Genomic DNA, 20,994 nt, shown 5'->3' with positions numbered 1-20,994 from the left:
TGAGCACATATACGAACGACGACGGCCCCGTGCGCTCAACCATCGACGGTTCAGGTCCCGATCGACACGTATACAAGCACCATCGGCGCCTTCGAGCCGTTCGGCGTCGCGGCGCGCAAAGGCGCCGCATACGAGCAACGGAAATCGACGAAACGCGACCATTTGAAGCGCACGCCCGCACCGATGGCAGCGAGCAGGCCCGGGTTGTTCTCCGCTGGCTGGTCGATACGAGTCCACACACGTCCGGCATCGAAGAAAACGAAGGGTTGCACGAGCGCATTGCTCGCGCCAAATGCAATGGCCGGCGTGCGTAGCTCGGTCTGCACATTCCAGCCTCGGTCGCCCAGCACGACGTAAGGGTCGTAGCCTCGCACGCTGGATTCTCCGCCCAGGCCGATCTCCTCACTCGGCAGCAATGTGTTCGGGGTCCACTGGAACGTGCCGTTGGCCGCCAACGTGAAGCCGCTGCCGAGCGCGAAGGCGCGCGACGCAGTCAGTTGCATGTACACGTAGCGAGCCGTCGCGCCCTGTCGCGCCGCATTGAAAGCTGCGTCATCGTTGTTGCCGTCCAGCCCGCCCGGACTCGCGACGAGTGTCGCCGATGCGTGGGCCGTGCCGGCCTCGGTGGGCTTGCTGATGTCGTAGACCAGCAGAAACTGGTGAATGTGAGTGTTGGAATTGAATACCTGAAAGCCGCCGAATTCCAAATCGTTGTTGCTTCGCTTGAAGTCGTATCCGAACTGGACCATCTGCGTCGTGTCGTTGATGGCCGGCAGACGCCAGTCGTAGCGGAAACTCATCTGCGCCGAAATGCCCGTCTGCCCGTACGTATCGGGCAGCCGCGGCGTGCTCTGCGCATAGACGCCAAACAACTCGATACTGTCGAGCCAGGGCAACGGCGCCGTGTAGCTGAGCGCATGCGCGATGAAGCGTGCACGGTTCGGGCGGCCTTCGGAATCCGGATTGCCGCTGAAAAAATCGTTGCTGGCGGTGAATTGATAGGCGACTTGCTGATCGAGACCGAACAGGTTGCCGTAACCAAGCCCCGCAAAAAATCGTTCCCGCCCAAGGTCCGGCACGCCCGCATTGTCGAAGCCCACGGTAGCGCGAAATGGCAGCCGGTCCTCCGTTTGCAACACGACATCCGTCGTGTTCGCTGCTTCGCCGGGGGCAAAGACGGCATCGACCGCTCGATAAGGATTCGCGTTGAGCACGGCGAGCCCCAACGAAACCGCCGATTGCGGGATCGGTCCGCCTGGCTCGAGCGGCATCTCACGCTCCAGCAGTCCGCTGGAAAAATAACGGTTGCCGCTCGTGCGAACGCGGCCCAGCCTGAATTCCGCGACGACGATATGCACAACCCCCGAACTGACATCCTGTTCCGGCACATACACGTCGACGAGCGGTTTTCCCGCTGCCCTATATCGCTCGACGACGGCGCGGCGTATCTCGGCCAGCCGTCCGAAGGTCAGCGGCTTGTCCAGGTCCGCTGTGAAAATCCGCAGGAAGCTCGCATCGAGAACGGGCAGCCCTTGCGCAACGATGCGATGCTGCTCGTCCGGCGAGACCGCTATGGACGCGCCACTGGGTTCGAAGACCAGCCCGGTGAGCCGCTCGACCGCTATCCGTGTCGCGTCGGCCTGCGTCTGCGCGGGCGGCTTCGGCTGCGCGCCTGGCGGCGACCGCGGCGCGGGTTGCGGCGCGACATCGCGCCATGCCTGGGCTCCGGCCGGCGCGGATAGCGTCACTGCCGCCGCGCACGACGCGATCATCAGGCAATCGATACCGCCCAACGCAGCGCGCCGTCTGCGTGACGGTGCGGTTGCGGATGAGTCTGATCTCCGCATATCGCGCCTTCTTTATTCGGTTGCGACGTGGCCACGGGCCGTCGCAGACTATTGACCGGCAGGCCCCCTCAACACCGGATGCGTCGCGCCCGCCGGCATGATCCATGCGCCGTTCGGCCCGAAGTCGTAACCGGCAAAGCTCGCAGGGTCGCTCATCTGCGCGGTAGTCAGGCCGTTCGCCAGCGGCAGATTTCCGCCGCTGATCGCCTGCCCGGTCGTCTGCGTGTTCCAGTACACGTCCGAGGCGAGCGTGCCTGAGCCGAAGCCGATGACGCCATGCGTTGGCATCAATCGGGTTTGCACAGGCCCCGTCGCAAAGGACTGGCTGACGATACCCTCATTGACGCCGATAAGGCCCCCGCCGTACCCCGTCGAGTACACCGGATCGACGGCACCCGTCGCATACGATTGCGAAATCGAGCCGACGTTGCGACCGACAAGACCGCCGTTCGCGTCGGAGCCCGAAATCGTCGCGCTGCTCGATGAGCGCTCGATGGTCCCGTCGTTTCTGCCCACAAGTCCGCCGAACGTGGTGCCCTCCTGGGTCTGTTCGCCGGCAAGACCCGTCGTGTGCGCGTACGCGATCACGCCTTGATTGACGCCAGCCAGAATGCCGCTGCCCTGCAAGCTCGTCGAGACCGAAGCGTTGTCGACACCGACATCGCGCAGCACACCGCCATGTCCGACCACGCCGAAGAGTCCCGATGAGTAATCCGTGCTGAAATCGTCGATATTGATCGTGGCGTTCGACACGGTATGCCACATGCCGTCGAACTGGCCCGTGAACGGCGTCGTATGGTTGCCTATCGGCGTCAGTGCGTGGCCAGTGGCGTCGATGTCCGTGCCAAGCGCGTAATTGCCGCCGAGATCCTGCCGGACACTCTCCAGATCGGCCACGTTGTTGACGAGCCTGTACGCGGTGATCTGCGTGAGCTGGCCGCTCGCCGGCGCGGGCGTCCATGAGGGATTGACCAGCATTGTCCCGGCGCTATAGGTGCCGTTCATGTCGTAAAGCGCGTTGACGATGCCCGATCCGTGCGACCAGTCGATCACACCCTCGTTGGTGATCGAGCCCGAGTTGTCGACGCTCGACGCATCCGCGCGCAAAGTCAGGTTGCCACTGCCGTGATTCGCGAGCGTGACATGCTGGCCCACCGTCAGCGTGCGGAACGCCGCGAGCGTCAGCGATGCGCCGCCTTGCCAGTTGATCGGCGAAGCGACGTCGAGGTCGCCGGTGTTGCCGTTAGCGCCCGTCGTCCGCACGTTCACGGACGTGCCTGCATTCAGGCTGCGCCGCAATGCGCGCGCGGCGGCGCCATCGATCGTGAACTTGGGCGTCGACAGATTCCACTGAGCCGCCCGAACCACTGCATGCTTGCCGAAGCTCAGTTGCGCCGCTTGCGTCTCCACTGTTGCGCCGCTGCCGTCCGCATTGCTTGCGGCAATGGCACCGCGTTGCGCGACACTTCCTGTGTCGGCGACGAGCCACACATGCCCGTCGCGCGTGGCCGTGCCCGTCGCGCGAATCGCGTCGTGGTTGCCCGCGAGCGCATAGATGTTGCCATCCACGGCTTGCAGGCTGATCTGCGCTGCCTGGATCACGCCACGATTGGTCACAGCGCCGCCTGCTCCGGCCTGAACGAATACCTGTTGGCCCGACGCGGAATCCTGCAGCAATACCTGCTTGCCCACGGCCAGCTCGGCTGTGCCGGCGGGCGCGCTGATCGTGCCGCCATTGACGACGCTGTTGCGCGCAATCAGAAACACGTCGCCGCCCGTCGACGCGATGTTGCCCAGATTGACGACGCGTGAATCCGAATTGCCCGCGAGCACGAGCGGCTGGCCATTCATAAACGTGGCGGGATCGGCATCGAGTGTCGACGCGACGAATCGCCCCGTGGTGGTAACGACGCCCCTGGGGCCTATCACGATGCCTTGCGGGTTGATCAGATAGACCGTCCCGCTTGCGGTGAGCGTACCGGCAATGGCTGACGGCACGCCACCGGTGACGCGGTTCAGCGTCGCACCGCCGCCGTTGGCGAACACGACCCGATTGCTACTGCCGATCGAAAAGCGGTCCCAGTTGATAACGCCGCGCCCCGACGACTGGTTGATCGTCAGCGTCGATCCGCTCGCGACGATGGAGCCGTTCCCGGCAACGAAATGCCCACCGCCCGGCAACGCGCCCGCTGCTTGCGCATGCGCGCGCAATGGCGTGAAGCAATACATGACGAGCGCGGCGGCAGGCAGTGCGAAGCGCGCCACTGCCCGCGAGTCATGCCATCGACGCTGCGACCTCAGCCAGCTATTTTTCATGACGACTCCTGTGATTGGCTGCCGGTACCGTCCGCAGTCAATCGTGCCTTGGTACGGTGGGGTGGTCGCTGAATCACAGATGGCGGTCATTGATGGCATGCCGGTGCGCTCGCGGTCACAGGCATTGTCGCAGACGCCTACAGCCGGCGAACACCGCTGTGCCGCATCGCGTATCAGCACTTTCGGTCTAAAGTTCCACGCTAATGGCCACGACGAGATGTTGCTCGCCAGCCATACCCGCTGCAAGTATTGGAGGGGCGCTGTCATCGCTCAGACGCGTCGATACGTCGGGCCCAAAACCCTTGGTAGAAGGCGCGAAAGATTGAGATTTGCGGTCGCGCCGCCGCGACATCAACTGCTACTCTTGTTGATACGCGCCGGGGCAAACGAGGGCCTGATTGTCTACGCTTACACCACTGGCGGACGAAACTCCAGCTCGTTCGAGGGAGCGACGGTCGGCGGACTCGTGGGGCGAATGACGGTCTGATCGAAAGGTCGTGGAGCAGCGCGGCGGTGGGTACCGGCGGCGTGCTCGGCGGGCTCGTCGGCACTAACAACGGCACCATCAGCCAGTCCTTTGCCACCGGGAGCGTCAGTCCCAACGAGCACGGCATCGGTGGTGGCCTCGTTGGCATCAACGGGGGCACCATATCGCAGTCGTACTCGGCCGGTACGGTCTACGGGCCGTTTGCGGCTGGTGGATTGGTGTACGTCAATGGCGGCCGGATCGAGCAGTCATTCGAATCCGGCCTGGTTCAAGGACCGTCGTTTCGAGGTCCCGACTACGGCACTTACGGCGGGATCGCGGCGTACAACGGCGGCGGAACGATTGCGCCGAACGTGTATTGGGACAAGCAAACGACGACGCGGACGGTGGACACCGGCGATATGCCACAACTGCCCCCGTCAAATGGCCTGACGACTGCGCAGATGGGCAACCCTGCCAGCTTCGACGCATCATGGGACTTCAGCCCGACCGACGCGTGGATCATACCGGCTGGTGCCACGCATCCCCTCCTGCGATGGCAACTGAACCCATAGGCGAGCCCTGCCCTCACGCTTGAGCATTAGCGGCTCCCTCCACGATCAGCGGCCACACCAGCAGTTCGAAGTCATCCGGCGCAAGCGGCGTCGAATAAAGAAAGCCCTGAGCATAATCGCAACCCACGGCCTTGAGAAAATCCCGTTGCTCGGCGGTCTCCACCCCTTCGGCAATGACCTGGAGTCCCAGTTTGTGCGCGAGCACGACCATCGCCTCGCAAAGCGCCTGGTTGTCTTCGTCAAAGCTCAGGTTGTGGACGAATGAACGATCGATCTTCAGGTAATCGATATCGAAGCGCTTCAGGTAGGCGAGCGACGAGTAACCGGTCCCGAAGTCGTCGATCGAGATCGCAATGCCCGAGCGGCGGAAGGTCAGCAGCTTCTCGTCGATCTTCGATTCGGCCTGCAATAGCAGCCCCTCCGTGATTTCCACCGCCACGCTCTGACCCGGCATTCCTTCGCGTGCGAGGTAGTCGGACCACCGCGCGCACAGCAGACTGTCTTGACGAACCTGGACCGGAGACATGTTGACGCTGATCTGGAAAGACGGATGGAAACGCTCGCGCCATTGCCGGGCTTGCTGCACGGCTTGCCGGAACACCCAATCGCCGATAGGCACGATGAGACCCGTGTCTTCGGCGAGAGAAATGAAATCGAGCGGGCTGATCGTGCCGCGCTCCGGATGCAGCCAGCGGATCAGCGCCTCGGCTTTGCAGACCTGCCCCGTCGCGAGGTCGACAATGGGCTGGTAACAGAGCTGAAACTGCTTGCCGGGCAACGCGATGCGTAAATCGTTGGTCAGCCGCAGCCGCCTTTCGGCCTGCACCTGCATATCGGGCGTGAAGTAGCTGAAGCCATCGCGCCCGGCGTTCTTGGCCGTATACATCGCCTGATCGACGTTCTTGAACAACACGTCGAGATCGCTAGCGTCGTCCGGGTAGACTGTGACGCCGACGCTGGCGGATATGAAAGCCTCGTCCGCCACCCAGCTTGAACGGCTCGGCCAGTTTGCCGTTGATGGTCCTCGCGATCCGTTCGATGGTTGCGGTGTCGTCCAGATTGGGAAAAATGACCGTGAACTCATCGCCGCCAAGACGGGCGACCGTATCCGATTGGCGCACGCACGAACCGATCCGCTTGCCGGCCTCGATCAGCAAAATATCCCCCATGTCGTGACCCAGGGAGTCGTTGACCTCCTTGAAGCGGTCGAGGTCGATCAGCATCAACGCCATGCGCTGCTTGCAGCGGCTCGACTGCCTGGCTTCACGAGCGAGACGCTCATGGAACATCTGGCGATTCGGAAGCCCGGTCAGTGCGTCGAAATTGGCCTGTTTCCAGATAGTTGTCTCGAACGCCATGCGGTCGGACAGATCGCGACCGACGGCCAACACGGAGCTCACGTTGCCGCAACGATCGACCTCCGGCGTAATGCGGATGTGCGTGCATTGTTGCTGTCCGTCCTTGCCGGCCCATTTCAGCTCGACATTGCGCGCTTTTCCCGCCGGCAATGACTTCGCCGATGATCTTTTCGTAGACGAGCGCGTTGGGGCCGCCCGGAAGCTCCGAGGGCCGCTTGCCGAGCGCTTCGGCGACACTGCACCCCGCCGCGGCACAGAACGCGGGATTGGCGTAAATGCGGCGAGACTCGCGATCGTAGCGGGCAATGGTATCGGGCGAGTTCTCGATCAGCGTGCGCGACTCGCGCTCCCGCGCGACGAGTTCCGCCGTTCGTTCGATGACGGTCTGTTCCAGCGAAGCGTTGATCTCATTGATCTTCTGAATCTTCTGCCCGATCGCGCCGCGCATGATTTCGAAGCGCTGCGCGAGCCGGCCCAATTCGTCCTGGGCGCCGCCTGCTGCTTGAGCTTGCCCCTCTTCCAGGTGGGCGCCGGCATCGTCGCCGGTATCGTGCACCTTGCGCACCAGTTCCCTGAGCGGCGCAGTAATGCTGTGCGATATGAAGTAGGCGACGAAGATCGACAGCAGGAACCCCGAGATGCCGACCAGCACGATCTGGTTTCGTACCGCTTGCGCCTCGACCGTCAGTTTTCTTTCTGCAATGGTGCTGACCACGAACCACGTCGTGCCGGGGATTCTCGCGTACGCGGCCAGGTAACGTTCTCCCCGCTTCCCCACGAACGCGACGAAGCTTCGCGCCTCGTCCGATGCCGCGTTGTGCGCGATGTTGTCGATGAGGCCGGGTTCGGGCGTCGCGTCGGCGCTGGCCGATGCGTCGTCGGCCCGGATGATCACCCTGCCGCCGCTCGCATCGAGAATGTAGATTTGCGTGCCGCTGCCCGTGGCCGCGTCGGTGAATATCGTCGAGAAATACTCTGGGCGAACGATCAGAACCAGGTTACCGAGCTGCTCGTTGCTGCTCTTGTCGATGATGGCGCGCACCATCCCGATGTTCTGTTGCCCGGCGCCGTCCTCGTAACTGCCCCAGTAAGCGCGTTGACGCCCGCCCTGAGCCCGTTTGACGAAGCTCGTCACGCCGCCGGTCAATTGCGCGAACGCCTGCGTGTCCAGGATCCGGTTGTTCCTGTCGATCAGATATTTCTGGTTAATGAAATCAACCGAACCGTAATGCTCGAGGAGTAGCCGCGCCATGTCCTGGCGCGCCTCGCTTTGCTCCTTGGCGTTGCCGCTCGCTGCCTTCGCCAGCGCGGCTTGAACCCGGTTGGAGAGCACCAGCAGATTGCTTTCCGTCTCGATCTGCTGCATGCGCAGCTCGATGTTTCTCGATACCTGCCTGACCACTTCCTTCGAGAATATCTGCGCGTTTTCCTTGATCGCCGCGATCGACTTCACATACGAAATGCAACCCGAAATGAAGATCGGCAGCAGTGCCAGCAGAATGAAAGCGGCAATCAGCCGATATCGGATCTCGATACGGCGAAGCAAGTCCTGTGACAAATAGTCGGAAGCGCGTCGTAGCAACGCCGGGATCGAGTTCATTTGTAGTGCATCTTCGCTTCATTCTTGACCGATTTATCGAGGCGCTTCGCTGCCTCCCTGGCGGTCATTTTTTTCAACAGCACGTCCTGCATCAAGCCATGCAGCGACTCGAGCGTGTTCGAGGGCAGCGTCGAATAATACGGGCTCGCGGTTATCGAATAGCGGCTGACTGCGTTCGTGTAGCCGACGATTTCCGGGTCGCTGACGGCCATTCCCGCATTGCTCCGAAACGGGGAGATGTTGTGGCGCTTTCGCTGCAGAATTGGAAAGCCTTGACCGGCGATGAATTCCAGAAAGCGCATCGCTGCCGCCTTGTTGGACGTCTCGCATACGGCAAAGCCCGTCTCGCTGCCGAGCACGGGCACCATCGGCTCGCCGCGCGCATTCCATGGCGGAATGAACACACCGACCGCAAAGCGATTGCCATGCAGCAGAAGACCGGCCGACCAGCTGCCTTGAAAAGCCATCGCCGCCTTGCCGTCCTTGAAAAGACGCATGCCGTCGTCGTAGCCGGTCGTCATGAACGCCGCCTGGACGTAGCCGCGTTCAGGCAGCAGCGCGATCCTGGCGAAGATATCGGCGACCTCGGGCGTATCGAGATCCAGCGTGCCGACGGCCAGTTTGCTTTTCCAGTCCGGCTCGTGCGCCACCACACCGTTGGCGAAGCCCGAAGCGAACGGCCCATTTCCGAGCATGTTCGGAAAAGCGCCGTTCAACATGATCGGCGTGAACCCCGCGCGCTTGAGCTGCGCGCAAACGCGCAGGAACTCGTCGAAATTCGTCGGCAGCTTGTCGATCCCCGCCTTGGCGAACATGTCCCGGTTGTAATAGATCATGGTTGTCGCGACCCCGCCCGAAATACCGAACCCTTTGCCGCCACGGCTGGTCCAGTCCCGCTTGAGCGGTGCGAGCATATTGCTCCACGCCGATGTCCGGCTGACGTCGGCGAGGACGCCCTGATCGGCCAGCTCGGCCGAATAGGCGTTGGGGTTAACGCTGACCAGATCGGGCAGCGTGCCGGCGGCGACGCGGGGTTTGATGTTTTCTTCGACCGAATTGCCGATCATGAACTGAACGTCCACGTGCACATCGGGATTGCGTTTGCTGAACTCGGCAGCGATCTGAAGCATCTGTTCGGGCCAGTCCGGCGCCCATATCAATGCCGTAATGCTGGTTCGATGCGCGGGGGCCGCACTGGCGTCAGAGGCGTCTTGCGGGTGGCAACCACACAGCAGCAGCAAACCGGTCAGGCCGGATAGCAGCCAGCGAACCGCGGACCGGACCGGGAACACCGTGTGAGACCCAGAACGCGGATAGTTGGCCATGACGACGAATAGGGCGATTGAACGCAATAGACCTGACTCTGCCTATCGGCAGAAATCATGAATCCTTTAATTGTCACGACGCGCGCGTTGACTGGCGTGTCGCGCCCAGACGGCCGTATTTGTCCTGATTGCCTCCATCGACCCTTTTGTGCCGAAATGCGCATGGGATTCGTCGGGAAACGACAAGACGGAGCAATTTCGGCTCCCTATAGTGGCTTTCGGCGATCTGCTATCGATGTCGAGCCCGTTCAGGAGGAACCTGAAGCAGTCGATACGAACCCAGAGCTGCACCGGCCGCCGTCCGAAGCGCGCAGGGCGAGCAAGGCCGGCACGCGCGCCATAGTAGTGAACTCACGCTTGCCGACAAAGGAAACCAACATGCGTTTTGCGAAAACTCTAAGTCCTATTGCAGTTGGTGCACTTCTCGCTATCGCACCGCTCGCCGCTCGCGCGGATACGGTGGTCAAGATAGGTTTTGCCGCGCCGCTCACCGGACCTAACGCCAGTTACGGAAAAGACCTGGAAAACGGCGTAAAGATGGCGCTCGACGACGCGAAGGCGCAAGGCGTCAAAATCAACGGACAGCCCGTCTCGTTCGAACTCGTCGCCGAAGATGACCAGGCTGACCCGCGCGTCGGCGTGCAAGTCGCGCAAAAACTCGTCGACGAAGGCGTGTCGGTCGTGGTCGGCCACTTTAATTCTGGCACGACCATCCCCGCGTCGGATCTCTACGAGAAGGCAGGGCTGCCCGACATCGATCCGGCCGCCACCAATCCGACCATCAGCGGCCGCGGCTTCAAGAACATCTTCATGGTGATCTCGAGCGACGCGCAAAACGCGGGCACCGCGGGCGCCTATGCGGTCACGACGACGAAGGCCAAGCGCATCGCCGTCATCGACGACCGGACTGCGTTCGGCCAAGGCGAAGCCGACGAGTTCGTGAAGGCGGTCAAAGCGCACGGCGGTGACATCATCGATCGCGAATACACGACTAATCAGGCATCGGACTTCAAGACGCAACTCACGAATCTCAAGGGCAAGAACCCCGATCTCATTTTCGTGGGTGCCCTCAATCCGCAGGCGGCCGGCATCATGAAGCAGATGAGCCAGCTCGGCCTCAAAGCGCAATACGTGGGCGGCGGCGGCGTGAAGGACGTCGACTTCATCAAGCTCGCGGGCGACGTGTCCGAGGGCGCGATGGCATGGGAATACGGCCGTCCGCTCGACAGCACGCCGGTCGGTGCGAAGTTCGCCGAACGTTTCAAGCAGAAATATGGCGCGGACGTTCTGTCATACGCGCCGTTCGGCTATGACGCGGCATGGACCGCCATCAAGGCGATGCAAGCAGCCAATTCGACGAAGCCCGACGACTATCGCCCGAAGCTGCAAAGCATCAGTTTTGACGGCATCACCGGCCATATCGAATTCAATCCGAACGGCTCGCTTAAGAACGGCTCCTCCACTGTCTATCAGGTCAAGAACGGCCAGTGGGTGACGGTCAAGACTGTAAGCGGCCTCTGATCGAGCACGCGGCGCACCTCTGCTGGCGAGACGTGCGCCGTCCTCGTCGTGCTTTCAATGTGAGACGTCGGCCTTCAGCGAGGGGTTAGGCGTCGGTGTGCCCTTGGCGCCGTAGGACCACATGCGTGGCCTTCTCCGACGCTACGGATTCAACGCATTCGTATCCCAGAGCCCGCAAGTCGACCCCGTCGAACAGCGATTCTCCCCGGCCGAGCAGGACCGGCGCGACAGCAATGTGCAGTTCATCAATGAGGCGCTCACGAAGGTACTGCTTGATCGTGTCCGGACCACCGCCGATCCGCACGTCCATTCCGGCAGCGGCCTCGCGTGCACGGTCGAGCGCCTCGCGAATGCCTGCTGTTATGAAGTGGAACGTCGTGCCGCCTTCCATCTCGATGGACGGACGAGCATGATGGGTCAAGATGAAGACCGGAACATGATACGGTGGATTGTCTCCCCACCAGCCTTTCCAGTTTGTGTCCGGCCAGTCCCCACGAATGGGTCCGAACATATTCCTCCCAAGAATCCAGGCCCCAACATTCTGAAAGCCACGGGCGGCGAAATCATCGTCAACCCCGGTCGTTCCGCCGTCCTTGCCGAACAGGGCCCGCTGGAACGTGCGTGTTGGGACTAGCCACTGGTGCAGTTCCGTCCCACCAACGCCGAGCGGATTGTTGATGTCCTGACTCGGGCCTGCTCCGTATCCGTCGAGCGAAATGGTGAAGCCGTTAACGCGAACTCGTGTCATCGTTTGCCTCCGTTTAGACGCCTAACGTAATGTGGACAGCAATCTGCATGGTTTGCACGAACTACGTGAAATATTCTGGCAGCAGATTATTTTGCTTGCAGTGTTCTAATTTTTCTCGATAGTCTCGCCAGGAAGAAAGCATGCACCGGCCCGCGAAGCTCATCAACTTCTGACATGACCCTATCCAGTCCAGCCCGGAACGGGTTGACCATACGGCCGGCCCGTCGTCTGTCGACGCTCAGTCACGTACAGATCGCGTCGCTGTGGTTTGCGCTCTTTACCCAATGGATGACGGTCGTCCCGGTGCTCGTGCCGGCACAGGTTGCGGAAATGCTCGGACACAACGCCGCGCTAAAGGAAGCTGTGGCCGGCTCGGTCATTGCGTGCGGCGCATTCGTTGCGATGGTCGTGGCGCCACTGGCCGGGGCACTTTCAGATCGCTGCTCCGCAAAGCAAGGACGTAGGCGACCGTTTCTGATCACCGGCGTGTTCGGTACCTCGGCCGCACTACTATGGCTTGCTTCATTCAACGGCGCGGGGAGCGTATGGCTCTATACGCTCGCGTTCCTGCATCTCCAATTCTGGTGGAACTGGGCAGCGGGTCCGTACGCCGGGCTGGTTCCCGATGTCGTGCCGAAACAGCAAGCGAATCGCGCGAGCGCGTGGCTCAACGTGATGACCGTACTCGGTACCATCACTGGCAACGTGGTGCTGGTAGCGCTTTACTCTTCGGGCCACCTTTATCCCACGGTGGCCACGTTCATTGCGATCATGTTGCTGTGTCTCTGGCTGACGATTAGCGGCTCGCGCGAGCCGACGCCCGCCGGATTCCGCGAACGCTTCGAGCTGTTCGCGTTCGTCCGCTCGTTCTATCTCGATCCACGCCTCCACCAGAACTTCTACTGGGTGCTCGTGACCCGCCTGTTCGGGAACATGGGAATCTGGTCAATCTTCACCTTCCTGTTGTACTACCTGCAGGACGTGATCGGCATTCGTCATCCGACCGGTCTGCTGAACGGGCTGCTTGGTGTCGGCGTGGTGCTCGCGATCCCGGCCAGCCTGCTCGGCGCACGGCTTGCCGACCAACACGGCGTCGTTCCAGTCGTCCGCCTGACAAGCTGGATCATGGCCGGTGCCGCAATCGGCTTTGTGCTGTTGGCGTTGTATCCGAACCTATGGCTGGTGATCACGGTCGGGCTCGTCTTTTGCGCCGCGTATGGCAGCTATCAAGCCGTCGACTGGGCGCTCGCATTGCAAGTGCTGCCGGACGGTGCGTCCAGCGGCAAGGACATGGGCATCTGGCAGGTGTCGATGGTGCTACCGCAGATCCTCGGCCCTGCCGCAACCGGGTGGATGCTGTCATGGGTCAAGTCGTTTGCCGGTGCCGGACCCGCCTACGTCGCCGCGTTCGTCGTCGCGGCTGGGTGGTTCGTACTGGCGGCGTCGCTCGTCTCGCGTATCAGGATTGCTCGCTCCAACTCTTGTTGAGACGGTCTTTGAGCGGCGTGAATCTTGTCGATGCTGGCGATTTTAGGCGGACTACTCCACCAGTTTCGCAACAAACTGGGCGTGCTGCGCGCGCTTCCTGATCGTCCTGGCGAGCAAGGCCTCATCCTCCACAAACCTGGCAAGAAGCCCGGCCCGCGATGACGCTCCTGGCGTTCGGCCGTCACTGTTTGATCTTGCCCGTTGCGTTGGTATCTGACGCGCCTTGGGGCGACATGCCTTTTTCGCGCTTCTGCATCAAGGTCCCACTCGCAGGCTTGCCGCCAACGTCTGCAGCGCGACCCATGCTCTGACCGGCCGTTCCCGGCTGCGGACTTTGAGTGGCCTGGTTTCCCGTGTTCGCGTTGCCGGCACCGGTCTGCGCGAACGCGCAGGTGCCAGCAATGATGAATATTGCGCTCGTTACTGCCACTATCCACTTCATGATCGTCTCCGGTTCGGGGAGCGCTTTGCGCACTGCCTCCGTGCATGCCGGCGCACGCGGCGTGCCCGGAGGATATGTTGCAAAACATAGTCTTGTATACGTGCACATACGCGACTATAATTTGCAACGCAGTGCGCGGTAAATGGGCGTGCCGTCGCTGTGCGACCCTGCCGCCCAATAAGCGGCCCATCGACAAGTGTTTTTGACCAACGATACGGGAGGATTGAATGGTGAGGACCTATCAACACCAAGACTTCACGAAGCAGTCCGCGCACGATGACGCCCTTAACCAAGCCATGTCGTGGTTTGAATCGCGAGAGCGCCAGTGAGAGACCCGGCCGACATCGCCACGCGCGATATTGAGACAGGCGCATTCCTGATTGGTTATGCGCGCGTCTCGACGGACGACCAGGACCTCGGCAACCAGGAAGCGCAGTTACGTGCAGCCGGCTGCGGCCGGATTTTTGCCGAGAAAATTACCGGCACCAGGCGCGCGCGTCCGCAGCTCGATCGCATGCTCGACCACTTGCGGTCCGGCGACGTTATCGTTGTAACTCGCCTCGATCGGCTCGCGCGCAGCATCCGCGACTTGCTCGACATTGTTGAACGCATCCGCGAGGCCGGCGCCGGTCTTCGCAGTCTTGCCGAGCTGTGGGCCGACACGACGACGCCGGCCGGCAGCATGGTGTTGACGGTGTTCGGCGGTATGGCCGAGTTCGAGCGCAGCCTGATCGTTGAGCGCACGAGCAGCGGTCGGGCCGCGGCTAAGGCGCGCGGCACCAGGTTCGGCCGTAAGCCGACGCTCACGCCGACGCAGCTTGACCATATCTATCGTCTGGCCGATGAGGGCAATACCGGTATGCAGGAAATCGCGGCATTCTTCGGCATTCACCGATCTACCCTCTTTCGCCTCCTGTCGCAGCGCTCCGACTGTGCAAAGACAAGGTAAACATGCCGTCACTGCCCAATAAGAAAAACTTGCTCGGATGGCTGATCGGACCGCACGCTCTTTTTTGGGGCGGCTTGATCATTGCTGTTGTTATGATCTCGCTATGCGCCACCTCCCTATACGAGAGTCGGCAGGATGCACTGGCCCGGGCGCGCGAAACTTCGCGAAACGTCGCGCTCATCGCGGAACGCGATATCGAGCGCAATTTCGAGCTTTACGCGCTTTCACTTCAGGCCGTTGTCGATGGGCTCGGCAATCGGAAGGTGATGGCCTTGCCGCCTGATCTGCGAGGACAGATCCTGTTCGATCGGGCCGCGACCGCAAAAAATCTGGGTTCGATGCTAGTGCTAGATGCGTCGGGCAACGTCGTCATCGACGCCGGCAACGATACACCGCGCAAGGGCAACTTCGCCGACCGGGACTACTTCAAGGTCCAGCGCGACAATCCAGACGCCGGCCTCTACGTGAGCGCCCCGTTCCGCTCCCGCCTGCGCAACGGTTCACCAAGCATCGCGTTGAGTCGCCGGGTATCGCACCCGGACGGCTCATTCGCCCGGCATCGTGCTGATGGCGATTAACCTGGAGTATTTTCACGATCTGTTCGGAGGACTGTCGCTTGGCTCTCACGGAGCCATTTCGCTGATCGCCGGCAATGGCCTCATGATCATGCGTCAGCCCTACGATTCGAAGATTGTCGGGCGCGACATCAGCAGGGCCAGCACCTTCAGGCAGTTCAGGTCCGCGCCGGAAGGCAGTTTTTCCGACACCGCGTCGATCGATGGGGTGCGCCGCCTTTACTATTTCAAGAACTTCCCGCATCTGCCGCTGATCATCATGGTTGCCGAAGCGGAGCCGGATATTTATGCCGCGTGGCACCGGCGGGCGCTCACGATAGGTTCACTGATGGGCGCGTTCGCGTTAGGATTCATCGCGCTCTCATTCCTACTCGGTACACAGCTCCAGCGTCGCCTGCGTGCCGAGTCGGAGTTGCAGTTGCTCGCTAGAACTGACAGCCTCACCGGTCTCAACAACCGGCGCACCCTGGGGGAGATCCTCGAACAGGAGTGGCGCAGGGCAAAGCGCACGCGAAGCGTGTTCTCACTGCTGTTTGTTGATATTGACCGTTTCAAGGCATACAACGACACATACGGCCACCAGGCGGGCGATGATGCACTGGCTGCCGTAGCCCGCTGTATCGGCGACAACATTCGGCGACCGGCCGACACCGCAGCCCGCTACGGCGGCGAAGAGTTCATCGTTGTCCTGCCCGACACTCCGCCGGACGGCGCGTCCGTGATTGCCGAGAAGATCCGTTCGGCCATTAGTGAACTCGCCATCGAACACGCAGGCAGTGAATACGGACGCGTAACGGCCAGCATCGGTTCCGCGAGCTGGGCTCCAGAGCAGGATGTTGATGTAACGACAATCATCAAGGCAGCCGACGAGGCTTTGTACAACGCCAAGGCGACAGGCCGAAACAAGGTGGCGACGAGCCTCGCCTAAGTTGCGGCCAGGGGCCGGCGACGGATCGGAAAACGTAAGGCTGCTGAAACGACGGCGCGCATCGTGCCGGTCTGTTTCGCCTCGTGGTAATGCACCGCCACATCGCATCCTCGCGCAGCAGCTATCATCTACTCACATGTTTGGATAGTTCGGCCCACCGCCGCCTTCCGGCGTGACCCACACGATGTTTTGTGTCGGGTCCTTGATATCGCAGGTCTTGCAGTGCACGCAATTCTGCGCGTTGATTTGCAGACGGTCCTGCTGCTGATCGTCTTTCACATACTCGTAGACGCCTGCTGGACAGAAGCGGGATTCGGGGCCCGCATACGTTCGCAGGTTCACGTTCACCGGCACACTCGCGTCCCTGAGCGTGAGGTGCGCCGGCTGATTCTCCTCGTGGTTTGTATTCGAAATGAAAACAGACGACAGTCGATCGAACGTGAGTTTGCCATCAGGCCTTGGATACTCGATCGGCTTACACTGCGACGCGGGCTTGAGCATTTCGTGATCGCGATGCCGGTGACGCAGCGTCCAAGGCACATTGCCGGCGAGAACCTTCTGCTCGATACCCACCATCAGCGTGCCGAGATATAAGCCTTTGCTCATCCACTGCTTGAAGTTGCGCGCCTTGTACAGTTCCCTGTAGAGCCACGACTGCTTGAACGCTTCCGGGTAGGCCGCCAGTTCATCGTGCTGGCGGCCATTGTGCAGCGCTTCGAACGCGGCATCGGCCGCGAGCATGCCGGTCTTGATCGCCGCGTGCGAACCCTTGATGCGCGACGCGTTCAGGAAGCCCGCGTCGTCGCCGACCAGCGCGCCGCCCGGAAACACGAGCTTCGGCAATGACATCAGGCCGCCGGCGGTGATTGCGCGCGCACCATACGACACGCGCTTGCCGCCTTCCAGAAATTTGCGAATTTCCGGGTGCGTCTTGTAGCGCTGGAACTCCTCGAACGGCGAAAGGTACGGGTTCTGATAGGCGAGACCAACGACGAAGCCCACCATCACCTGGTTGTTGTCGATGTGGTACAAAAATGAGCCACCATAGGTGTCCGACTGCAAAGGCCAGCCGGCAGTGTGGATCACCAGACCCGGCTGATGTTTCGCAGGATCGATCTCCCACAGCTCCTTGATGCCGATGCCGTAGACCTGCGGGTCGGCGTTCTTGCCGAGTTTGAAATTTTCGTTGAGCTGGCGGCCGAGGTGACCGCGGCAGCCTTCGCAGAACAGCGTGTACTTCGCGTGCAGCTCCATCCCGAGTTGGAAGTTCCCGGTGGGCTCGCCGTCTTTGCCAATGCCCATGTTGCCGGTCGCGACGCCCTTGACCGAGCCGTCGCCGTTGTAGAGGACTTCAGCGGCCGGAAAGCCTGGGAAGATCTCCACGCCCAGCGCCTCGGCCTGCTGGCCCAGCCAGCGCGTCACGTTCGCGAGGCTGATCACGTAGTTGCCGTGGTTCTTGAAGGTGTCCGGCAATGCCCAGTTCGGCACCGACGTCGCACGCGTTTCGGAAAGGAAAAGGAATCTGTCTTCGGTCACGGGCACGTTCAACGGCGCGTCCCGCTCTTTCCAGTCGGGCATCAGTTCATTGAGCGCGCGCGGGTCCATGACAGCGCCGGAGACGATATGCGCCCCGATCTCCGAGCCCTTTTCCAGCACGCAGACGCCAATCTCGACGCTTTTTTCGGCTGCCACCTGCTTCAGGCGGATCGCCGCGGAGAGTCCCGCGGGACCGCCGCCGACGATCACTACGTCGTATTCCATCGACTCGCGCGGTCCATGATCTTGCTGATTGTTTTCCGCCATCCCCCACTGCCTCCCTGACGCCTCGAAACGCCGACACACTCGTTGGACTGTCGCCCGTCGAGGGCGCCGTCGACACGAGAATTGCGTTCAGCATCTCCCGTAGCCGACAGCGAGGAGTATACATAAATGAATGTCGTATAACAATATGAACGCAAAGGACCAACAATGGCACGGCACCAACGGGCGAAGCGCAGCGCCCCGCGCCCTCTCAGAGCGGCGCACCCCTCGACACGTTAAGGAATCCCGCGGTCTGGAGTTTCTCGAAGATCACCTCTACGGCCATTTGAGGAGAAACGGTCAGAGTGTTGATATGGATCTCAGGATTCTGCGGCATCTCGTAGGGCGAATCGATGCCTGTGAAGTTCTTTAACTCGCCGCTACGCGCTTTCTTATAAAGTCCTTTCGGATCGCGCTCCTCGGCCACTTCGAGTGGCGTGTCGATGAAGACCTCGATAAATTCACCCTCCTCCATCAGCTCGCGTGCCAGGGCGCGCTCTGCGCGAAACGGAGAAATGAACGCAGTAATGACGATCACGCCCGCATCTGCCATCAATTTCGCCACCTCGGCAATGCGTCGGATATTTTCCACCCGGTCCTCGGCCGTGAATCCGAGATCCTTGTTCAACCCGTGACGAACATTGTCCCCGTCGAGCAGATAGGTTCGCTTGCCCATCGCGTGCAAACGCTTCTCGAGCAGATTTGCAATTGTCGATTTTCCCGCACCTGAAAGCCCTGTCAGCCATACGACACCGCTCTGGTGCCCGTTCAGCACCCGCCGCGCGCGTTTGTCGACCTCCAGCGTCTGCCAGCGAATATTGTTCGCACGGCGCAGTGCGAAGCGCAGCATACCGGCCCCGACCGTGCTGTTGGTCATACGGTCAATGACTATGAAACCGCCCGTCTCGTGGTTTCGCTCGTACGGATCGAAAGCAATCGCGCGATCAAACTCCAGTTCCGCGACACCGATCTCGTTCAACGCGAGAGTCTCACTCGCCACGCGATCAAGCGTATCGACATTCAATTTGTATTTGAGCGGCAATATCGTTGCCGTGACGGTCCGGGTGCCGATTTTCAGCAAGTAACTGCGCCCCCGGAGCATGGGTTGGTCGCTCATCCATACGAGCGTTGCTTCGAACTGGTCGGCAACCTGCGCAGGCGAATCGGTCGTTGAAATCAGATCTCCACGACAGACATCCACTTCGTCGGCGAGCAGGAGCGTCACAGATTGTTCCGCGAACGCCTCGTCGAGATCGCCATCCGCCGTCACGATTCTTGCGACAGTGCTTTCCCGTCCTGACGGCTGTACCTGTATACGCTGGCCAACACGCACCACACCGGACGCAATAGTGCCTGCAAACCCACGGAAATCAAGATTGGGACGGTTGACCCACTGCACCGGGAAACGAAATGGCTGCGTCTGCAAATGCGTTTCGTCGATCTCGACAGTCTCGAGGTGATGCATCAAGGACGGCCCTTCGTACCACGACGTCTTCGTGCTCCTTTCAACAATGTTGTCACCATTTACGCCCGAAATCGGCATTGCCGTCACACTATGGATGCCAATCTTGCTGGCGAATTCGCAATACTCGCGGGAAATTTCGTCGAATCGTTCACGCGAGTACTCGACCAGGTCCATCTTATTGACCGCGAGAACAACGTTGCGAATGCCGATCAACGACACAAGATAGCTGTGCCGCCGCGTTTGCCGCAAAATGCCCTTGCGAGCATCGACCAGAATGATGGCGAGATCGGCCGTAGAAGCACCCGTTATCATATTGCGGGTGTACTGCTCATGCCCGGGCGTATCAGCAACGATGAACTTGCGCCGGTCGGTCGAGAAAAACCGATAGGCGACGTCGATGGTGATGCCCTGCTCGCGCTCCGCAGCGAGGCCGTCCAGCAGCAGCGCGTAGTCTATTTCCCCGCCACGCGTACCGACCTTCTTCGAATCGGCTTCGAGTGCGGCAAGCTGGTCCTCGAACAGCATCCTGGATTCGTAAAGTAATCGGCCGATCAACGTGCTCTTGCCGTCATCCACGCTCCCGCATGTAATGAAACGCAGAAGGCTCTTTCTTTCGTGCTGCTTCAGGTACCGTTCAATATCGGTCCCGATCAGCTCAGAGACGTGTGCCATTAGAAGTACCCCTCCTGTTTCTTCCTCTCCATGGATGCGGCGCCGTCATGATCGATCACGCGCCCCTGCCGCTCGGAGGTCGTCGTCAAGAGCATTTCCTGGATGATTTGCGGCAATGTCGTGGCGTTCGACTCGACTGCACCGGTAAGCGGATAGCAACCAAGCGTGCGAAAGCGCACCATTTTCTCTTCCGCCTTCTCGTGCGGCTTGAGTGGCATGCGGTCATCATCCACCATCACTAGCGTGCCGTCTCGATTCACCACGGGTCGCCTCGCCGCGAAATAGAGTGGCACGACGGGGATATTCTCGAGGTAGATGTACTGCCAGATGTCCAGCTCGGTCCAGTTAGAGAGGGGAAACACGCGGATCGACTCGTCGTTGTTCTTTCGCGCGCTATATAGGCGCCACAGTTCGGGTCGCTGATTCTTGGGGTCCCACTGGTGGGTAGCCGTACGGAATGAAAAGATTCGCTCTTTTGCACGCGATTTCTCTTCGTCTCTGCGAGCGCCCCCGAAAGCGGCATCGAAGCCGTACTTGTCGAGCGCCTGCTTCAGGCCCTGCGTCTTCCACATGTCGGTGTGAACCTGCGAACCATGATCGAACGGGTTGATGCCCAGTTCTTTCGCTTCCGGATTCTGGTGAACGATCAGCTCCATTCCGGTCTCGCGAGCCATCCGGTCCCGCATCGCGTACATGTCGCGGAACTTCCAGGTGGTATCCACATGCAGAAGCGGAAACGGCGGGCGCGCCGGGTAAAAGGCCTTTTTTGCCAGATGGAGCATGCAGGCGCTGTCCTTGCCGATGGAGTAAAGCATCACTGGACGCTGTGCCTCAGCGACGATTTCCCGCATGATATGAATGCTCTCGGCTTCAAGTCGCCGCAGATGAGTCAACGTCGGCATAGCACATCCTTTTGCAA

At 60.9% G+C, this 20,994-nt stretch carries 15 protein-coding genes and 1 pseudogene; 5 read left to right on the top strand and 11 right to left on the bottom strand.

What is annotated here, in order from left to right; genetic code table 11:
* Positions 1 to 50: 50 nt before the first annotated feature.
* Positions 51 to 1,772, bottom strand: a complete 1,722-nt coding sequence (locus tag OKW43_RS36285) for a ShlB/FhaC/HecB family hemolysin secretion/activation protein (RefSeq protein WP_429454733.1) — start codon at positions 1,770 to 1,772, stop codon at positions 51 to 53.
* Between the two features lie 123 nt (positions 1,773 to 1,895).
* Positions 1,896 to 4,163 (bottom strand): filamentous hemagglutinin N-terminal domain-containing protein, encoded by a 2,268-nt coding sequence (locus tag OKW43_RS36280; protein ID WP_429453329.1) that lies wholly within the window; start codon positions 4,161 to 4,163, stop codon positions 1,896 to 1,898.
* Positions 4,164 to 4,676: 513 nt separating this feature from the next.
* Between OKW43_RS36280 and OKW43_RS36275 the strand changes: the two genes are divergently transcribed.
* The gene (locus OKW43_RS36275; protein WP_187633518.1) at positions 4,677 to 5,204 is read left to right on the top strand and encodes a hypothetical protein; all 528 of its coding nucleotides are present in this window, start codon (positions 4,677 to 4,679) and stop codon (positions 5,202 to 5,204) included.
* A gap of 13 nt (positions 5,205 to 5,217) precedes the next feature.
* Here OKW43_RS36275 and OKW43_RS36270 read toward each other — a convergent pair whose 3' ends face one another.
* From OKW43_RS36270 to OKW43_RS36255, 4 genes are read right to left on the bottom strand one after another with little or no spacing between them, the layout of a single operon-like run.
* On the bottom strand, positions 5,218 to 6,117 hold the full coding sequence (locus OKW43_RS36270; RefSeq protein WP_429454732.1) for a putative bifunctional diguanylate cyclase/phosphodiesterase: 900 nt from the start codon (positions 6,115 to 6,117) through the stop codon (positions 5,218 to 5,220).
* A 10-nt stretch (positions 6,118 to 6,127) separates the two neighbouring features.
* Positions 6,128 to 6,493 (bottom strand): diguanylate cyclase domain-containing protein, encoded by a 366-nt coding sequence (locus OKW43_RS36265; protein WP_429453326.1) that lies wholly within the window; start codon positions 6,491 to 6,493, stop codon positions 6,128 to 6,130.
* Positions 6,483 to 8,162, bottom strand: coding sequence for a cache domain-containing protein (locus OKW43_RS36260; RefSeq protein ID WP_429453324.1), 1,680 nt, complete (start codon positions 8,160 to 8,162; stop codon positions 6,483 to 6,485). Before OKW43_RS36260 ends, OKW43_RS36265 begins: the two co-directional genes overlap by 11 nt.
* Positions 8,159 to 9,394, bottom strand: coding sequence for an ABC transporter substrate-binding protein (locus OKW43_RS36255; RefSeq protein ID WP_429454731.1), 1,236 nt, complete (start codon positions 9,392 to 9,394; stop codon positions 8,159 to 8,161). The genes OKW43_RS36260 and OKW43_RS36255 overlap by 4 nt, the downstream gene beginning before the upstream one ends.
* A gap of 471 nt (positions 9,395 to 9,865) precedes the next feature.
* Here OKW43_RS36255 and OKW43_RS36250 point away from each other — a divergent pair, with 471 nt between their 5' ends.
* A complete protein-coding gene (locus OKW43_RS36250) occupies positions 9,866 to 11,008 on the top strand; it encodes a branched-chain amino acid ABC transporter substrate-binding protein (RefSeq protein ID WP_187633521.1) in 1,143 nt (380 codons plus the stop codon).
* 85 nt (positions 11,009 to 11,093) lie between these two features.
* Here OKW43_RS36250 and OKW43_RS36245 read toward each other — a convergent pair whose 3' ends face one another.
* Positions 11,094 to 11,756, bottom strand: coding sequence for a dihydrofolate reductase family protein (locus OKW43_RS36245; protein WP_187633522.1), 663 nt, complete (start codon positions 11,754 to 11,756; stop codon positions 11,094 to 11,096).
* 174 nt (positions 11,757 to 11,930) lie between these two features.
* Between OKW43_RS36245 and OKW43_RS36240 the strand changes: the two genes are divergently transcribed.
* Positions 11,931 to 13,244 (top strand): MFS transporter, encoded by a 1,314-nt coding sequence (locus OKW43_RS36240; RefSeq protein WP_429453321.1) that lies wholly within the window; start codon positions 11,931 to 11,933, stop codon positions 13,242 to 13,244.
* A gap of 181 nt (positions 13,245 to 13,425) precedes the next feature.
* On the opposite strand, the gene OKW43_RS36235 is transcribed toward OKW43_RS36240, so the two are convergent.
* Positions 13,426 to 13,686 carry a hypothetical protein gene (locus OKW43_RS36235; RefSeq protein WP_429453319.1) on the bottom strand — a complete coding sequence of 87 codons (261 nt, stop codon included), beginning with the start codon at positions 13,684 to 13,686 and terminating at the stop codon, positions 13,426 to 13,428.
* A 325-nt stretch (positions 13,687 to 14,011) separates the two neighbouring features.
* Between OKW43_RS36235 and OKW43_RS36230 the strand changes: the two genes are divergently transcribed.
* Complete coding sequence (locus tag OKW43_RS36230; protein WP_429453317.1) at positions 14,012 to 14,635, top strand: recombinase family protein; 624 nt, start codon at positions 14,012 to 14,014, stop codon at positions 14,633 to 14,635.
* A 2-nt stretch (positions 14,636 to 14,637) separates the two neighbouring features.
* A pseudogene (locus tag OKW43_RS36225) lies at positions 14,638 to 16,138 on the top strand (sensor domain-containing diguanylate cyclase).
* 132 nt (positions 16,139 to 16,270) lie between these two features.
* Here the strand turns inward: OKW43_RS36225 and OKW43_RS36220 are convergent.
* The 3 genes from OKW43_RS36220 to cysD form a co-directional block, all read right to left on the bottom strand.
* Complete coding sequence (locus tag OKW43_RS36220; RefSeq protein ID WP_429453315.1) at positions 16,271 to 17,941, bottom strand: electron transfer flavoprotein-ubiquinone oxidoreductase; 1,671 nt, start codon at positions 17,939 to 17,941, stop codon at positions 16,271 to 16,273.
* Positions 17,942 to 18,149: 208 nt separating this feature from the next.
* Positions 18,150 to 20,075: a sulfate adenylyltransferase subunit CysN gene (cysN, locus tag OKW43_RS36215; protein WP_429453313.1), complete on the bottom strand. Its 1,926-nt coding sequence runs from the start codon at positions 20,073 to 20,075 to the stop codon at positions 18,150 to 18,152.
* Positions 20,075 to 20,977 (bottom strand): sulfate adenylyltransferase subunit CysD, encoded by a 903-nt coding sequence (gene cysD, locus OKW43_RS36210; protein ID WP_429453311.1) that lies wholly within the window; start codon positions 20,975 to 20,977, stop codon positions 20,075 to 20,077. Before cysD ends, cysN begins: the two co-directional genes overlap by 1 nt.
* Positions 20,978 to 20,994 lie beyond the last annotated feature (17 nt).

The sequence above is a fragment of the Paraburkholderia sp. WC7.3g genome (genome assembly GCF_050436345.1).
Taxonomy (GTDB): domain Bacteria; phylum Pseudomonadota; class Gammaproteobacteria; order Burkholderiales; family Burkholderiaceae; genus Paraburkholderia; species Paraburkholderia podalyriae.
The sequence above is the reverse complement of the archived record's forward strand: the minus strand, read 5'-3'. Positions and strand labels throughout refer to the sequence as shown.

Excerpts from the sequence above, each read along its gene's own strand:
- OKW43_RS36240 (WP_429453321.1), top strand. The coding sequence starts at position 11,931 with ATGACCCTATCCAGTCCAGCCCGGAACGGGTTGACCATACGGCCGGCC.
- cysN (WP_429453313.1), bottom strand. The coding sequence starts at position 20,075 with ATGGCACACGTCTCTGAGCTGATCGGGACCGATATTGAACGGTACCTG.
- OKW43_RS36250 (WP_187633521.1), top strand. The coding sequence starts at position 9,866 with ATGCGTTTTGCGAAAACTCTAAGTCCTATTGCAGTTGGTGCACTTCTC.
- OKW43_RS36285 (WP_429454733.1), bottom strand. The coding sequence starts at position 1,772 with ATGATCGCGTCGTGCGCGGCGGCAGTGACGCTATCCGCGCCGGCCGGA.
- cysD (WP_429453311.1), bottom strand. The coding sequence starts at position 20,977 with ATGCCGACGTTGACTCATCTGCGGCGACTTGAAGCCGAGAGCATTCAT.
- OKW43_RS36265 (WP_429453326.1), bottom strand. The coding sequence starts at position 6,493 with ATGTTCCATGAGCGTCTCGCTCGTGAAGCCAGGCAGTCGAGCCGCTGC.
- OKW43_RS36260 (WP_429453324.1), bottom strand. The coding sequence starts at position 8,162 with ATGAACTCGATCCCGGCGTTGCTACGACGCGCTTCCGACTATTTGTCA.
- OKW43_RS36220 (WP_429453315.1), bottom strand. The coding sequence starts at position 17,941 with ATGGCGGAAAACAATCAGCAAGATCATGGACCGCGCGAGTCGATGGAA.
- OKW43_RS36280 (WP_429453329.1), bottom strand. The coding sequence starts at position 4,163 with ATGAAAAATAGCTGGCTGAGGTCGCAGCGTCGATGGCATGACTCGCGG.
- OKW43_RS36245 (WP_187633522.1), bottom strand. The coding sequence starts at position 11,756 with ATGACACGAGTTCGCGTTAACGGCTTCACCATTTCGCTCGACGGATAC.
- OKW43_RS36235 (WP_429453319.1), bottom strand. The coding sequence starts at position 13,686 with ATGAAGTGGATAGTGGCAGTAACGAGCGCAATATTCATCATTGCTGGC.